The following is a 14,492-nucleotide window of genomic DNA, read 5'->3' on the forward strand; positions in this document are numbered from 1 at the left end:
GATCAAATCGTCCGTTCTGATGATTCAGGCCGAAGCACAAGCAGCAAAAAACTCTGGCCCTCTGGATCCTCCAGCCAGCATTCCGCTCCGAAAGATTCCAGCCTCGGTTCTTCTGTGCTTCTGCCTCCGAGTTGAATTACGTGCTGATGCCAAGCCTGGAGCTCCAGCAGGGGGTCAGCCTTTGCCCGTCGTTGCAGGCATGGCGCCAGCGCCGAGCCTGAGGCAGGCCATGGACGCTTGCGTGAGGGTGTGTAGATCTGCAGGCTTCCCTGTCCTTGCAGAGGAACAATCCAGTGATGTGCTGCCACGCCAGGTTTGGGTTTGGTGCCCAGAAGATCCGCATAGAACCTCGCCAGTTGCTCGGGACTGCGTGAGGCGAGCACCCAGCTCAGAGCAATGTCGTCACTAGTCATGCCGACATGATCCTTGGTCTGGAGCCTGGCTGTGTGAGTCGTTTCTGGGTTGTCGTGCACAACACGTCTTCTCTGTTGTTTTTGACACCACATCAGGCAGGATGATCAAGCTTCTACCTGCGCATCCACTGGAGGGGTGCCGCTCTGATGTCACGCCCGCCATCCCTTTCAAGCCGGGCTGAAGCCCTCCAGCCTTCTCTCACCTTGGCGATCAGTGCAAGGGCCAAGGCCTTGCAGCAGGAGGGTCGCGATATCTGCAGCCTCAGTGCCGGGGAGCCCGATTTCGGCACACCCTCATTCATCGTTGAGGCTTCAATCCAGGCGCTGCGTGACGGGGTCACGCGTTATGGACCTGCGGCTGGAGACCCTGCCCTGAGGCGGGCGATCGCCAGCAAGATCACCAACGAAAACGGTCTCCCCACAGCGGCAGACGAGGTGCTGGTGACTAACGGGGGCAAGCAGGCCATCTTCAACCTGTTCCAGGTGTTGCTCAACCCAGGCGATGAGGTGTTGATTCCTGCGCCTTACTGGCTCAGTTATCCCGAGATGGCCCGCCTGGCCGGTGCAAAGCCGATTTCAGTTCCATCGTCAGCGCTCGACGGTTTCTGCCTGGATCTGCAGGCCCTCGAGGCGGCAATCACTCCGGCCACCCGTTTGCTGGTGATCAATTCACCGGGCAACCCCACCGGCCGTGTTCTCAGTCTTGATGAGTTGCAGCAATTGGCCGAGCTTGTGCGGCGTCATCCGCGTCTGCTGGTCATGACCGATGAGATCTATGAATATCTGCTGGATGACGGCGTTGAGCACCACAGCTTCGCTGCTCTGGCGCTTGATCTGAGAGATCGATGTTTCATGGTGAATGGCTTCGCCAAGGGCTGGGCGATGACCGGATGGCGCCTTGGCTATCTCAGTGGCCCCGCCTCAGTGATCAAGGCAGCCTCCGCTCTTCAGAGCCAGAGCACCAGCAATGTGTGCAGCTTTGCGCAGCGAGGAGCCATCGCCGCCATCGAGGGCTCCAGGGACTGTGTGAGACAAATGGCGGAGAGCTACAACGAGCGCCGGACCATTCTCGTTCAGGGGCTCCAGGCCCTCCCAGGCATCACGCTCGTTCCTCCCAATGGAGCCTTTTACGCCTTTCCCCAGCTTCCCGACGGCTGCGGTGATTCGGTGAGTTTCTGTAAGAAGGCTCTGGAGGAGGAGGGGCTGGCCATCGTCCCTGGTGGCGCCTTTGGAGACGACCGCTGCGTGCGTCTGTCCTGTGCTGTCTCGCGTGAGACGATCGCTGATGGGCTGTCTCGCCTCGCCCGCTTGCTTCCAGCTGGCTGAGATCGGGAAACACTCTCCTCACTCACAAGGTTTTTAGCGACATGCCTTCACGAGAACGCCAGGCCGTTGCCCTGCTGGCCGTACTGCTCTGCCAAGGGGCAACGGTCTTGCCTGTTATTGCTCAGCCCAGACTCAAGGTGGGGGCCATTCCTGATCAGAATCCTGAGCGACTGAATCGTCTCTATGGCCAGTTGGCAGACGAATTGAGTGATCGCCTCAATGTGAAGGTGCGCTATGTACCGGTCAGCAACTACCCAGCGGCTGTGAGCGCTTTTCGCACTGGTGGACTGGATCTCGTCTGGTTTGGTGGCCTCACCGGTGTGCAGGCCCGCCTGCAGACGCCAGGGGCTCAGGTGCTTGCTCAGCGCGACATTGATGCCCGCTTCCGCAGTGTCTTCATTGCCAACACAAGCTCCGGGCTGCAACCGATCAGCTCAATCAACGGTCTAACCAGTCTGCGAGGCAAGCGGTTTTCTTTCGGTTCAGAGAGCTCGACCTCAGGCCGTTTGATGCCACAACATTTTCTTGCCAAAGCCGGAGTGACTCCGAGTCAGTTCAGTGGTGGTCGAGCCGGATTCAGTGGCAGCCATGACGCCACGATCGCCGTGGTGCAGAGCGGTGCCTATGAAGCGGGTGCGCTCAATGAGCAGGTCTGGACATCAGCGGTGAACGACGGGCGCGTGAACACCGAGAAGGTGAGTGTGATCTGGCGAACGCCTGAATACGTTGATTACCACTGGGTTGTTCGCCCGAAGCTCGATCAGCGGTTCGGGAAGGGTTTCACCACGCGCCTTCAGAAAGCGATCCTCGGCCTTGAGCCCACCACGCCGCGTCAGGTGACCATTCTTGAGCTGTTTGCGGCCAAGCGCTTCATTCCGGTAGAGGCGAGTCAGTACAAGCCGATCGAAAAGGTGGGCCGGGAGCTGGGCAAGATCAGGTGACAGCGTTGTTGGAGCTCGATGAGGTGCGTGTTGCCGGTCCCCACGGGGATCGGCTGAATGCTGTCAGTCTCAAGCTCCAGATCGGTGAGCGCATCGCCCTGCTCGGACGCAGCGGTGCTGGCAAGAGTTCTCTGATTGGTGTGTTCAACGGCAGCCTGCTCCCAGCAGCAGGGCACGTGCGCTTTCAGGGTGAGGCACTTGCGTCGCTCAGCCGGCGACAGCGCGCACGGATCGGCACCCTGTGGCAGGACCTGCGTCTGATCGAAGAGCTCAGCATTGGGCAGAACGTCAATGCCGGCGCTCTTGGCCGCCGTCGCCTGCCATGGGCTTTGGGCAACCTGTTGTTTCGGATTGATGCGGAGGCCAGTCGATCCTGTCTGCGCCAGGCAGGTCTGGAGGAATCGCTGCTGGCTGATACGGGGCTTGATCGTCCTGTGGGGCAGTTGTCGGGAGGTCAGCGGCAGCGCGTGGCCCTGGCTCGACTGTTTCGACAACAACCTGATCTGATGCTGGCGGATGAACCCCTTGCCAGTCTTGATCCCGCCATCGCGGCCGAAGTCTTGGAGAGACTTCTCACCCCTGAATCCGATGGCACTCTGCGCAGTGGAGCGCAGGCTGTGGTGGTGTCCTTGCATCGCCCAGAGCTGATCGATCGTTTTGATCGGGTGCTTGGCCTTCGCGCAGGACGGCTTGTGATCGATACGCCTGCATCGACTGTCTCAGCCAATGATCTGCGCGATCTGTATGCGCCGTGATTGCTCCAATGCGGCCTACTGCTCCCGCTCTTGTGTTGTTGCCGGCTTTTGCTCTGCTGCCGGTTCTGATTGTGGTGCTGAATGGAGCCCATGGCGGTGGGGCGGAGACTTTGGGCTCCTTTGTGGTCGGCGCCGTCAGTCCTTCCATGGATCCGGCTCTGTTGAAGGCCTTGCTGATCGGTCTGCAGGTGACGATCGCCACGGCACTCACTGGATGGAGCTGCAGTCTTGTGCTCGGCGTGTTGTTGGGGTGTCTGAGTTCGGAGCGTCTCTGGCTCACCTGGTCTCTTCCTGTCTGGCCAGCGATCGTGCTGCGGCGCCTGATGGCTCTGCCCCGCTCCGTCCATGAGCTGATTTGGGGCTTGCTGCTGCTGCAGGTGCTTGGTCTGCATCCCTGGGTTGCGGTGATGGCGATCTCGATTCCCTATTCATGCCTGATCGCCCGGGTCTGGCGCGATCAGCTGCAAAGCCTCGATCCTTCCCGGCTTCAGGCCATGCTCGAGACCGGCTCCTCTCCCATGGCTGCCTGCATGACGGCGTTGTCGCCTGCCATGGGCTCGGTGCTGATCAGTTACGGGGGCTACCGACTGGAGTGTGCGTTGCGTAGTGCCACCTTGCTTGGGGTCTTCGGGCTTGGCGGTCTGGGGATGGATCTGGAACTGAGTCTGAAATCTCTGCAGTTCCATGAACTGTGGACGGGACTGTGGTTGTTGACGCTGGTCACGATTGCTCTGGAGCAGGGACTCCGCTGTTGGAGGAGCTGGGGTCAACAGGCTCAATTCGGACAGCGCCAGGTCATGGGGTTTGCCCTCGCGGTTGTGCTGTCAGCAGGTCTTGGCGGTGTCTGGTTGGCTCACCTGTTTCCCGATGCAGGCTCCCTGATCTGGCTTCCTTTGCAATGGCCTGATTTCAGCAGTCTTCGCTTGGCGGCAGAGGAGCTCCCTTGGATCTCGATGCTGTGGGACACCTTGATCCTGACTGTGCTGGCGGCTGGAATCGCCATTGGCTTGCCGCCATTGCTGCTTCTGCTGACCCCAGCGCCTCTCTGGCAACGCTGCATCAGTGGCTTTTGGGTCCTGGTGCGGGTGATACCCCCACCTCTTGCTGTGCTTCTGTTGTTGCTCAGCAACCAGCCAACTCTGGCGATTGGTGCACTGGCGCTGGGGCTCCATAACAGCGGTGTGATGGGGCGATTGCTGCAGGAGGGTTTGCAGCAGCAGGACAACTCCGCTCAAGTTGCTCTGACCAGCAGCGGTGCCTCCTCGCAGATGGGCTGGCTGTATGGATTACTCAGTCCCAGGAGCCCTTCCCATCTCGCCTATGGGGCTTATCGCAGTGATGTGATTCTGCGTGAAACGGTGGTGGTCGGTCTGATCGGTGGAAGCGGTCTGGGCTGGCAACTGTTGGAGTCGCTCAGTTCCTTTCACTGGGCGGCGATGTTGTTGTTGATCACCACCTATGCGGTGCTGACCCTGATCGGTGAATGGCTCAGTGATCAGTCACGGCAGCACTGGCTGCAAAGCTGACCCTGTTCAGCCGAACAGCAGTGGATTGATGCGGGCTCCCCGTCAACTGATCGTGATTGGAGACAGCGGCGTGGTGGGCTGGGGAGATCGTGAGCGAGGTGGATGGTGTGAACGTCTTCGCTGCCATTGGATGCAGCTCCCGGATGCGCCGCTGATCTACGGGCTCGGTGTTCGCGGTGACGGTCTCGAGTCCGTGTCAGCTCGATGGGAACGCGAGTGGTCTTGCCGAGGAGAATTGCGCCGGAAGAAGCCCGAGGCCCTGTTGTTATCGGTGGGGCTCAATGACACGGCTCGGGTCGGTCGCTCTGACGGCCGACAACCTCTTGATGCGCAGGCCTTTCGCTTCGGCTTTGAACAGCTGCTGCGGGCCATTCAGCCCCATGGCTCCGTTTTTGTTCTCGGGTTGACGCCTGTCGATGAACACGCCATGCCGTTCGCCGACTGTCTTTGGTACAGCAACAGCGACATTGCTCTGCATGAAGCCCAGATCGAGGAAGCCTGTCTTGAGGTGGATGTTCCTTATCTCAGCCTTCACCGGGCCATGCAGGCTGAGCCTGACTGGTTGCAATGGCTGGAGCCGGATGGCATTCATCTCAATGCCGATGGCCATTCCTGGATCGAGCAACGTCTGCGCTCCTGGAATGCGCTCCAGCAATGGGCTGGTCTCCAGCCCTTGCAACAGGTCATGCCCTGCTGATCAGAATCAGAAACGTGCGTGTCAGCCGGTTGAATCTTCTCTGTTGATGCGCGGGCTCTTGAGCAGCTGTGCGAGTGCCCCTAGCGGCCACCCGAGGTTGCGCAAGTGGCGAGCGAGAGATCTCGATGCCTCGTAATAGCCCTCCCCGTAGCTGTGGGAGTAGCCGATCTCCTTCAACGTCAAGAGGAGCAGTCGGTGCTCGCGACGTGTTCCTTCCCTTGCCTCCAGCAATTGGAAGCCTCGCTCTCTGAGCTGTTTGAGGGACTGTTCGTTCAGATCGTCTTGGAACCCCAGGTACATCACATGGTCGATCTCTCTGTACGCGGTAAAAACGCGTGCGCCACGGTGGATTTCCAGGAACTGGTAGCGCTCCGTGACGGCGATCACGGCATCCATGCAGGGGGCTAGGAGGGCATCCTCGATCTGAACGATGTTCATGGCGTTGCGCTGCCGGCGGCCAGACGTTCTTCGCAGGCCACTTCGTAGTTGCGAACTGCACCGGCAGGGATCGAACCGTTGCTTTTGAGTTGGCGTACTGACAGCTCAACACACTGCAAGACCACGCTGGTCAGCTCGCGACCCTCGCACTGAGCCCAGCTGCGAAGTAGCACGTGCAGGCTCGGTGGAACGGAAACCGTGAGCTTCACCTGGTTTTCCCGTGGGGGCGCCATCCGCTCGGTCTTCACGTCAGCTGCACCATAGCTCGAAGTGACTGTGAAGTCACTAGTCAGTTACTGTGAAGTTGCTCCAGAGTTGCTTTGAGCCGGTTTTGTGTGGTTTTGGTGCCGTGATCGTTGTCGTCAGTCGCTTCTGGGTGTCTGCGCGGGCACTGATGGTCTCAGCGGACCCAGGTGATCATGCGGTTGTTCGCAGGCATCAAGGTGATGTTCTGAAGCGTCAAGCCCGCCGTGCAGGCTTGTTTCAGAACGCTCGTCTGGTCCCGTACTCCCCAGTCAGGATTCCTTTCGCGTAAGGAGGCGTCGAAGCTTCGATTGCTTTCACTGATGTGATGGCCATCAACGCTGAAGGGCCCATACACGCAGAGTGATCCACCGCTTGGCAGCACTGCCGCTGATTGCGTGAACAGGGCGGTTGTGCAGTTCCAGTCAGAAATATGGAGCAGGTTGATCGCAACCACGGCCTGTGCAGGCTCTGTCAGTTGTTTCAGCCAGCCTTTGTCTCTCACGTCCAGTTGCAGCGCAGCCGGCATCTTCAGGGTCAGCTGTTCGTGACGAATCCAAGAGTCGATGCTTCGGCAATGCTCAGGATCGGGATCACTGCATTGCCAGGTGAGCTCTGGAAAGCGTTTCTGGAAGGTGACGCCGTGCTCGCCGGACCCACTGGCGATTTCAAGAATCAATCCTTTGGATGGGAGCTGTTGCGACAGCACATCTCCAATCGGGATGCGGTTGCGCTGGGTTGCAGGGAAGATCAGGCGTTCATCGCCGAAGCCGGAATTCATGCGATCAGTGCTGTCGGTTTCAAGCTGTTGTTGGGCGGTTTGCGCGCATCCTTTCAGCCTGCTTTATGTGTGTTGAGCATGATGTCAGCGACAGCTCCCGATAACTTGAAGGCATCAATCGGGAGATTGCGTTGCCGCTCGGTTCGGTTGCCGACTATCTCGACTGGGTGATCAGTTTTGACGTCAACAAAGTTCGTCAGGAAGTGATGCTGCTTCGCAGGCGCTTCCCGGATGCGACGGCCTATGAGCTTGCGGAGCAAGCCTTCAGCGACGTGCGTCTGCGTGTGATCACAGCCGGCGCTGCCATGGGCTTGGCGGCGAATCCGCTGCTCAGTGTGGCTGGTGCGCTGGCTGATCTTTCCGTCACCACCCGTGCACAGCTTTTCGCTGCGGCCTGTGCGGCCGAACTCTTGATTCCCGGTTTTCTCGACAGCGAAGCAGCTCGATATGAATTGCTCATTCCTGTGTTCGGCTCGACTGTGATCAGTCAGTTGGCTGTGGAGTTTGGTCTTAAGGCTGTGAAGACCACCACGCGAGACGTTGTGCTCAGATTGATCAACCAGCGCAGCCTGAGCCTGATTAATGCAGTGATGACACGGGTTTTCGGTCGCAGGGTGACAAAGAGAGCCTTGATCACCAAAACGATTCCCCTCGTGGGTTGCCTGGTCGGTGGCGCCTGGAATGCCTTGGAAGTTGAGCTGATCCGGAACCGCACGCTGCGTTACCTCACCAACCAATTCATGGACCCTGTGAGAGTTGTCGAAGTCGAAGCGGTGGCTGGCTGACGCAGGCAGTCTGCGTTTGATTGCTGGAGTCACGAGCAACACATCAGAGTGTTGTGATTCACACAGCCATTGCTCGAGCTCTGTCGCTGAATGGTCTGAGCTGATTTTTGCGGATGAGTTATGAACCTGGCAGCTTGGACTGTCGTCTGTTGATTGATGCCAAGCATCACTTGGAGCTTGCACTGGCTTCACTCAGTGGTCTTCCCCAGAGCGATCACATTCAAAGACAGCTCAAAGCCGTTCATCAGCAGCTTGAGGGCATGCATGATCTCAAGAGATCTCTTCAGGTTGACAATGCCTGATCACTCACAGGTGCTCACTGGAACTGGATTGATTGGACGCGCTTCTGGGTGACAATGACATCACCCACTTCAGCCCGCATGTTCGAAAAGAAGGATCGTCCTGCCTGGCTCAACTGGTTGTTCCTGGGCATTTTCCTGCTGTCGAGTTGGCAGCTCGCCGGCTTCTGGTTTGAGAAGCTGCACGGTTGAATCCCGTGTTCACTCGGCTGCGATCGCCTTGGCGGTGGTGCGAGGCACCTCTGCCGCTGGCTGGGCGGATGTTCTATTCAGTTCACGCTCGAGCGCTTCAACCCGGCGCTCACGCAGACAATGTTTGCAGCCGCCAGTGGTCTGGAGGTGTCGTTCAGGCGTGATGGTGATTTCCTGAACAGGGTGTTTGCAACAACGGATTTTCACAGGGCTCTTGAAGCTCCGCCATTGGATGCCGGAGTAGTCGAACTGATCACCGAAGCGCTGTTGAGCTCGCTTCAGGAACGTTTCCAGCGTGATCCGTGCTCCCATCTCTGCAATCTATGGGCTGTGCCCGGCAACTTCGCTCACCCTGTTATCCGTCTTCACGCTCCATCAAGGCTGTGTGAGCGCCAGAGTGCTCGGGCGTGAGGGTGTGCAGCGGATGGCCGCAAACGAGGCCGTTGAAGTGATGAACTGGACCCATCAGCCAGCCTGGCTATCGCCTGACGGCCGCCAGATCTGGATGGATCGCTGCGTTCAGCAGATCAACTGGGATCAGCCGCAGGTCCGCGTCTATGGGCGATGGCATCGCGTGCCAAGACTGACGGCTTTTCTGGCCGATCATCAGGTTGCCTATCGGTACAGCGGTGCAGTTCACCGTGGAGAGGGCTGGCCGGACTGGTTCCGTCCACTGCTGGATCTTGTCTCGTCCAGAAGCTCAGCGCCGTTCAATGGCTGTCTTTTCAATCTCTATCGCGATGGTCAGGACCGGATGGGCTGGCACGCTGATGACGAACCAGAGATTGATGCCTCGTTTCCGATTGCTTCGCTGTCGCTGGGATCAAGCAGGGATTTGCAATTCCGTCATCGAGTCAGTGGAGCCCGTTGCGATGTCTCACTGGCTGACGGCGATCTGCTGCTGATGGATCCTGATTGTCAGAGGCTCTGGATGCATGGCTTGCCGGTCAGAAAGCGTGTGAAGCAAGCAAGGCTCAACCTCACGTTCAGGGTGTTCCGTTCAGTGGACTGATCAGCAGACCCCAAATCGGCACAGTGATCAGCGCGACAAGTGTGCTGATCAAGATCAGTTGTGCTGGTCTGGCTGAGTTCACTTGTTCGGATTCAGCGATCAGCAGAACGGAAATTGCGGTTGGGGCAGCTGCCTGCAGAACCAACGCCTGACGTGCATAGCCAGGCAGGGGAAAGGCCAGGCTGATCAGCAGCATGAGGGTCGGAAACACCACAAGTTTGTAGATCAGCGGAGCAGTTAGATCGACTCCCGGGCTCTTCAGCTTTCGTGCAGCGATATCCCCCAGCCGCATGCCCACCACAACCAGCGCCAGCACGATCACAGCTCGCGATGGCAGCCAAAGAGCATCACGGATTGGTTCATGCCACGGGGTTGCCTTCACGATCAGTGCCCCAAGCAATCCCCTAGTGGCTGGACTGGCGCTGAGATGTCCAAGCAGATCCCGCCAGCGCCCACGGGTGGTTCCCGCTTGGCCTCTTCGGCTGAGCCAGAGAGGTCCCAGGCTCCAGGTCAAAAGGGTTGCGCCCAGGTCGTAGCCAATGCTCACCGCTAGCGCCTCCGGTGGAAGCAGGGCCAGGGTGGCTGGAATCCCGAAGTAAGCCGTGTTGCCGATGCAGCTGCCCATCTGCAGATCCGGCTGGCCCAGAGCAGCGATGCCAGAACTCAACAAGTGCAGGATCACCAGCATGAGTGCGATGGCTGCAACCGCGAGCAGCGCCATCCCAAACAGCGACCCGTTGATTCCGCCATGCAGCAGTAGCCCCATCAGGCTCAAAGGAATGCCAAATCGCACCAGCGGAAGGGCTAGTGGTGCGATCCACTGGGGTCGCCATCGTCCAATCAGTGCTCCCCCGAGCAGGCAGGGAGCCATCTCCCAGAGGAGGTTCAGCACGGGGCATGCATCAACACATCAACAGTAGAAACCAAGCCTCTTGTGCCAGACTTCTATCCGTCCGTGCCAAGGGGCCATTGTGAGCGTCGCCGCACCCTCCTGCTTGATACAACGGCATTTTCTTCAGCTCAGCGCGACCCTGGCTGAGCGATGCCAGCAGCTGCAGCTGGAGCTGTCTGATCAGGTGGCCAGCCTCCCTTTTGGTAATGAGCGTTGGTTGGTGACCGAACGGGAGCTCTCGGCGGCAGAGGATGCGCTGCTGCGTCTCCATAACCGTGTGGATCAGCTTGTCTCGATCCCGTAGTAGCGAAGTGGGATGCCAAACGTCACCACGTCATGTGGATCGCTTGGCAGCAAGGCCACGACGGCAAGTTCTCGGTCGTCGAAGGCTTCCTTGGATTTGACAACGAAGGATGCCGCATCCGACGCGCTCCATAGAGGTGCTCCACCGCTGCGTTCCTCGCGATAGACCTCGAAGAGTCCTTCAAACTCCTCTCCATCGTCGGCATTGCTGAGCATGAGCTCCAATGCGGACTGATCACTCCTGGTCTGGATCAGTTCGAACAGCTGTTGCATCAGTGGATGGTCAATGGTCGTGGAGACCCGGACAACATTGCCGATCGTTCCCACCGCAGTGACGTGGAATCGTCGTCTATCGGAACGGGCATCGATCACCGCGACGGGCAGGGTTAGATCCCACTGATGATGAGCACCTACTTCGATGGCAAGGTTGCGGAGATCTTCGGCGTGGTCTTCGCACAGCTGCTGAACCCGTTCGCGTTGGTCCATAACGGGTTACGGGTGTGGGTGAGCCGATAACTGGATCGTTCGGGTGCCTGGCCTGCGGAGCTCCAGATCAAGTCTGGCTGCATCCTTCGTTCTGCTCTCCACGATCAGCATTGATGTGCGATCTCTCCAACACATCCTCACCATGGCCAAGTCCTTGGCAAAACAACAGGTTCCTGCGGACCAGATCCTGATCAGTGCGCCATTTGATTGAGAAAACGTCGGCTGCGTTCCTCCTTTGCCTGGGTGAAGAATGTGGATGAGTCCGTCAGTTCCACGACCCGCCCTGCATCCATGAATAAGACCCGGTCGGCGACTTCACGCGCGAATCCGAGCTCATGGGTCACAACAATCATCGTCATGCCATCGGCAGCAAGTCTGCGCATGGCATCTAGTACTTCCTTAACCCGTTCTGGATCCAGGGCACTGGTGGGCTCGTCAAACAACATCAGCTCGGGATCCATGGCCAGTGCTCTGGCGATGGCCACCCGTTGTTGCTGACCTCCGCTCAATTCAGAGGGATATTTCATGGCCTGGTCGGCAATCCCCATTTGTGCCAAAAGGCCGCGAGCCCGTTCTTCTGCATTGTCTTTGCTGATCTTCCTCACACGGATCGGTGCCAGCGTGATGTTGTCGAGGATCGATAGATGTGGGAACAGGTTGAATTGTTGGAACACCATCCCGACACGACGGCGAATCCGTCGGATCTGCCGTTCATCCTGATCGGTATCCAGAGGGATGCCGACGATCTCCAGTTGCCCGGCATCGATGGCCTCAAGCCCGTTGAATGTGCGAATCAGCGTGCTCTTGCCGGAACCGGAGGGTCCCATGACCACCAGCACTTCGCCGTGTTTGACGCTGAGGTTCACCTGATCGAGCGCTTTCTGTGAACCGTTGAAGGTCTTGGTGATGGATTCGGCTCTGACGGCAATGGTCATGAAGGAATGGCTGAAGTGGAGGCAGAGGGGCCCTGACGTTCAAGCTGGCGAGCCATGAGGGCCATGGCGGTGCACACCAGCCAGTACAGCCCTGCAAGCCAGATGTAGGTCTCGAGGTGTCGGCCGATATAGGCAGGGTTGGCCAGCAGGCTGCGGCTGATCCCGAGCAGTTCCACCAATCCAAGGATGGCCATCAAGCTGGTGTTCTGGAGCAGGCCAACGGCTTGATTCGTGAGTGCCGGCACAGCCACTCGCAGAGCTTGAGGCAAAACCACGAGCTGTTGGATCTGCCATGGACCCAGCCCCAGAGCAGCCGCTGCTTCGAGCTGAGTACCTGGAATGGCTTGTAAACCTCCGCGGACATCCTCGGCGACATAGGCGGCCGCAAACAGAGCGAAGGCCACGACGGCTCTGAGCACACGATTGATTTCGATGTCGACAGGCAGAAACAGAGGAAGAAGCAGCTGTCCGAAAAACAGCACGGCGATTAACGGTACGGCTCGCATTCCATCGATGTAGAAGCGACAGAGATGGCGTGGCAGTGTCAGCTTGCTTCTGCGCCCAAGGGCCAGCAGGACCCCCAGTGGCAAAGCCAGGAGACCGCTGAAGCCGGTGAGCAGGACCGTGAGCGTCAAACCACCCCAATCTCTGGAGCTCACGGTCGGCAATCCAGCTCCGCCTGCGAGCAGCAGCAGGCCCAACGGGAGCATGGCGAGCCAGCACCATGACAGAGCTAATCCACTGAGTCGCCAGCGTGCGGACACGAGAGGCTGCAACAAAGTTGCTGCCGTCATCAGGCATAACAATCCAAGCCAAAGACAAGGTCTCCAGCGCTCGTTCTCCGGATAGGCCCCAACGGCGAAAAGCGGCAGATTTTCAGAGACCACAGACCAGTTAGCACCAAAAATCAGCCAGCTCGCTGTGGACCAGACGACCCAAGCGATCAGGGCCAGGATCACAACGCTGAGCAGTGTCTGCAGTGGATGACGTTTGGCCTGGTTGAGTCGTTTCCGATAGGCAGTCCGTGACCCGGTCATCAATTCCCGGGCTGCTCCGCTGGTGAGCTGAACAGCTTGAGAGCTGACGTGAACAAGGCGACTCCGAACAGAGTTCCCAGTGCCCAGAGGCTGTCGGACGGCCATTCCAACACCAGCAGAACGCCAATTAAGGAGGTGAGTAAGCCATCAACAAGGCTCAAGCCACCGGCTGGACCTGATGCACTGGCTCCTGAGGCAAGCTCCATGACACCTTCGACCAACAGCAGGATTCCTGCAAACAAGGTGAGGCTGACTTCACTGTCGATGGGATCAATCAGGATGAAGATTGAGCCACCGATGTACAGCAGTGCTGAGAGAACGCGGAACAGTTTTCCCTGACTGTTGCTCTCCTCGCCGAGTCGTAGAAACTGACCGATGCCTGCGGCAAATGCGATTCCACCAATTCCAATGGTGAGAAGAGTTGCGGAAACAAAGGGAAGCAGGATCGCAGCGATTGCAGCGATGACCAGCAGCACTGCAGCGATACGACGGGAATTCATGGGCTAAGGACTGATCAATTGATGCTAAGTGCGCTGTGCAGGACGAACCACGATTCGATTCAGCACCTGCATGCCTCCATTGATCAGAAGATTCAGTGCAAGAAAGCTCAGCAAAAGGATCAGGAATCCTTCTATGGCTCTACCGGTCTGAGTGATCGCTGTATCACTCACGGCGTAGAGATCTGCAAAGCCAACGGCGATTGCCAGCGTGCTGTTTTTGGCCAGATTTAAATACTGACTGCTCAGGGCCGGAAGAATGGCCGGCAAAGCCTGTGGCAACACAACCTTTTTCAGGCCCAGGAGTTCGCTGATTCCCAGGCTGCGGAATGCTTCCCACTGGCCTTTAGGGACGGAGTCGAGCCCGCCGCGAACCACCTCCGCGATCGCCGCACCAGTGAAGACGCTTAAGCCCACCAAAACCGCAGAAAACTCCACGCTCAGGTTCAGACCGAGGATGGCGACGCCTTGATTGGAGAGGCTGATCAGCGCTCCAACGGGAGCCATCGGTTCGGATGGCAGGCCAAGAAAAGCCACGAAATACCAGAAGAGCAGCTGCAGCAGCAATGGGATTTGGCGGATCAAGCCCACGTACAAGGCCGCCAGCTGCCGGAGCAGGGGATTGAGACTTCGTCTTGCAGCTCCGGCCCCAACACCCAGCACCGTAGCCAGCACGATGCTGCATGCGATCACCCGGAGGCTGTTGAGCCAGCTCACCAGCAAAGCCCAGGATGTGCTGTCTCCTGGTTGATAGGGAAGTGTGTGTTCGCTGAGTGCGAATCCTGCAGGCTGCCAGAGCCATTCGAAACTCAGCCCTAAGCCTGTGCGGATCAGATTCACCGCCAGGTTGTTGACCAGAATTCCCACAAGCGTGAGAACCAAGATCAACAGGACGATCTCAAGCCATGGGAAGCGTTTCCGTTTCATGGGAACG

General features: G+C 58.4%; 21 protein-coding genes. 10 read left to right on the top strand and 11 right to left on the bottom strand.

Annotated features, from left to right (window positions below):
• Positions 1-2: 2 nt before the first annotated feature.
• Positions 3-413, bottom strand: a complete 411-nt coding sequence (locus SynMITS9220_RS05065) for a VOC family protein (protein WP_186991198.1) — start codon at positions 411-413, stop codon at positions 3-5.
• 147 nt (positions 414-560) lie between these two features.
• Between SynMITS9220_RS05065 and SynMITS9220_RS05070 the strand changes: the two genes are divergently transcribed.
• Genes SynMITS9220_RS05070 through SynMITS9220_RS05090 form a run of 5 tightly spaced genes read left to right on the top strand, consistent with a single transcriptional unit; the run spans position 561 to position 5,658 of the window.
• Positions 561-1,739 carry a pyridoxal phosphate-dependent aminotransferase gene (locus tag SynMITS9220_RS05070; protein ID WP_186991200.1) on the top strand — a complete coding sequence of 393 codons (1,179 nt, stop codon included), beginning with the start codon at positions 561-563 and terminating at the stop codon, positions 1,737-1,739.
• 41 nt (positions 1,740-1,780) lie between these two features.
• Positions 1,781-2,680 (top strand): putative selenate ABC transporter substrate-binding protein, encoded by a 900-nt coding sequence (locus SynMITS9220_RS05075; protein ID WP_186991202.1) that lies wholly within the window; start codon positions 1,781-1,783, stop codon positions 2,678-2,680.
• A complete protein-coding gene (locus SynMITS9220_RS05080) occupies positions 2,677-3,435 on the top strand; it encodes a phosphonate ABC transporter ATP-binding protein (protein ID WP_186991204.1) in 759 nt (252 codons plus the stop codon). Before SynMITS9220_RS05075 ends, SynMITS9220_RS05080 begins: the two co-directional genes overlap by 4 nt.
• Before the next feature lie 8 nt (positions 3,436-3,443).
• Positions 3,444-4,961, top strand: coding sequence for a phosphonate ABC transporter (locus SynMITS9220_RS05085; RefSeq protein ID WP_255483232.1), 1,518 nt, complete (start codon positions 3,444-3,446; stop codon positions 4,959-4,961).
• A 28-nt stretch (positions 4,962-4,989) separates the two neighbouring features.
• The gene (locus SynMITS9220_RS05090) at positions 4,990-5,658 is read left to right on the top strand and encodes a GDSL-type esterase/lipase family protein (protein WP_186991902.1); all 669 of its coding nucleotides are present in this window, start codon (positions 4,990-4,992) and stop codon (positions 5,656-5,658) included.
• Positions 5,659-5,679: 21 nt separating this feature from the next.
• On the opposite strand, the gene SynMITS9220_RS05095 is transcribed toward SynMITS9220_RS05090, so the two are convergent.
• The 3 genes from SynMITS9220_RS05095 to SynMITS9220_RS05105 form a co-directional block, all read right to left on the bottom strand.
• Positions 5,680-6,096 carry a hypothetical protein gene (locus SynMITS9220_RS05095; protein WP_067096966.1) on the bottom strand — a complete coding sequence of 139 codons (417 nt, stop codon included), beginning with the start codon at positions 6,094-6,096 and terminating at the stop codon, positions 5,680-5,682.
• A complete protein-coding gene (locus SynMITS9220_RS05100) occupies positions 6,093-6,329 on the bottom strand; it encodes a hypothetical protein (protein WP_066905332.1) in 237 nt (78 codons plus the stop codon). Before SynMITS9220_RS05100 ends, SynMITS9220_RS05095 begins: the two co-directional genes overlap by 4 nt.
• 167 nt (positions 6,330-6,496) lie before the next feature.
• The gene (locus tag SynMITS9220_RS05105; protein WP_186991207.1) at positions 6,497-7,120 is read right to left on the bottom strand and encodes a DUF938 domain-containing protein; all 624 of its coding nucleotides are present in this window, start codon (positions 7,118-7,120) and stop codon (positions 6,497-6,499) included.
• A 131-nt stretch (positions 7,121-7,251) separates the two neighbouring features.
• On the opposite strand from SynMITS9220_RS05105, the gene SynMITS9220_RS05110 reads away from it, so the two are divergent.
• From SynMITS9220_RS05110 to SynMITS9220_RS13345, 3 genes are all read left to right on the top strand, one after another.
• The gene (locus SynMITS9220_RS05110) at positions 7,252-7,905 is read left to right on the top strand and encodes a hypothetical protein (RefSeq protein WP_231856460.1); all 654 of its coding nucleotides are present in this window, start codon (positions 7,252-7,254) and stop codon (positions 7,903-7,905) included.
• Between the two features lie 113 nt (positions 7,906-8,018).
• A complete protein-coding gene (locus SynMITS9220_RS05115; protein ID WP_067096978.1) occupies positions 8,019-8,207 on the top strand; it encodes a hypothetical protein in 189 nt (62 codons plus the stop codon).
• A gap of 54 nt (positions 8,208-8,261) precedes the next feature.
• Positions 8,262-8,396: a hypothetical protein gene (locus SynMITS9220_RS13345; RefSeq protein WP_255483307.1), complete on the top strand. Its 135-nt coding sequence runs from the start codon at positions 8,262-8,264 to the stop codon at positions 8,394-8,396.
• Positions 8,397-8,405: 9 nt separating this feature from the next.
• Here SynMITS9220_RS13345 and SynMITS9220_RS05120 read toward each other — a convergent pair whose 3' ends face one another.
• Positions 8,406-8,708: a hypothetical protein gene (locus SynMITS9220_RS05120; protein WP_067096981.1), complete on the bottom strand. Its 303-nt coding sequence runs from the start codon at positions 8,706-8,708 to the stop codon at positions 8,406-8,408.
• A gap of 112 nt (positions 8,709-8,820) precedes the next feature.
• Here SynMITS9220_RS05120 and SynMITS9220_RS05125 point away from each other — a divergent pair, with 112 nt between their 5' ends.
• Positions 8,821-9,408, top strand: a complete 588-nt coding sequence (locus SynMITS9220_RS05125) for an alpha-ketoglutarate-dependent dioxygenase AlkB (protein ID WP_255483233.1) — start codon at positions 8,821-8,823, stop codon at positions 9,406-9,408.
• On the opposite strand, the gene SynMITS9220_RS05130 is transcribed toward SynMITS9220_RS05125, so the two are convergent.
• Positions 9,383-10,300 carry an AEC family transporter gene (locus tag SynMITS9220_RS05130; RefSeq protein ID WP_255483234.1) on the bottom strand — a complete coding sequence of 306 codons (918 nt, stop codon included), beginning with the start codon at positions 10,298-10,300 and terminating at the stop codon, positions 9,383-9,385. The genes SynMITS9220_RS05125 and SynMITS9220_RS05130 overlap by 26 nt on opposite strands.
• 79 nt (positions 10,301-10,379) lie before the next feature.
• On the opposite strand from SynMITS9220_RS05130, the gene SynMITS9220_RS05135 reads away from it, so the two are divergent.
• Complete coding sequence (locus SynMITS9220_RS05135; protein ID WP_186991209.1) at positions 10,380-10,604, top strand: hypothetical protein; 225 nt, start codon at positions 10,380-10,382, stop codon at positions 10,602-10,604.
• On the opposite strand, the gene SynMITS9220_RS05140 is transcribed toward SynMITS9220_RS05135, so the two are convergent.
• From SynMITS9220_RS05140 to SynMITS9220_RS05160, 5 genes are all read right to left on the bottom strand, one after another.
• On the bottom strand, positions 10,583-11,089 hold the full coding sequence (locus tag SynMITS9220_RS05140) for a hypothetical protein (RefSeq protein ID WP_186991211.1): 507 nt from the start codon (positions 11,087-11,089) through the stop codon (positions 10,583-10,585). The genes SynMITS9220_RS05135 and SynMITS9220_RS05140 overlap by 22 nt on opposite strands.
• A 191-nt stretch (positions 11,090-11,280) precedes the next feature.
• A complete protein-coding gene (locus tag SynMITS9220_RS05145) occupies positions 11,281-12,024 on the bottom strand; it encodes an amino acid ABC transporter ATP-binding protein (RefSeq protein WP_186991213.1) in 744 nt (247 codons plus the stop codon).
• Complete coding sequence (locus tag SynMITS9220_RS05150) at positions 12,021-13,061, bottom strand: amino acid ABC transporter permease (RefSeq protein WP_186991215.1); 1,041 nt, start codon at positions 13,059-13,061, stop codon at positions 12,021-12,023. Before SynMITS9220_RS05150 ends, SynMITS9220_RS05145 begins: the two co-directional genes overlap by 4 nt.
• Positions 13,061-13,561, bottom strand: coding sequence for an HdeD family acid-resistance protein (locus SynMITS9220_RS05155; protein ID WP_186991216.1), 501 nt, complete (start codon positions 13,559-13,561; stop codon positions 13,061-13,063). The genes SynMITS9220_RS05150 and SynMITS9220_RS05155 overlap by 1 nt, the downstream gene beginning before the upstream one ends.
• Positions 13,562-13,585: 24 nt before the next feature.
• Positions 13,586-14,485: an ABC transporter permease subunit gene (locus SynMITS9220_RS05160; protein ID WP_186991218.1), complete on the bottom strand. Its 900-nt coding sequence runs from the start codon at positions 14,483-14,485 to the stop codon at positions 13,586-13,588.
• Positions 14,486-14,492: the final 7 nt, after the last annotated feature.

It is taken from the genome of Synechococcus sp. MIT S9220, assembly GCF_014304815.1.
In the GTDB taxonomy this organism is placed as follows: Bacteria; Cyanobacteriota; Cyanobacteriia; order PCC-6307; family Cyanobiaceae; genus Synechococcus_C.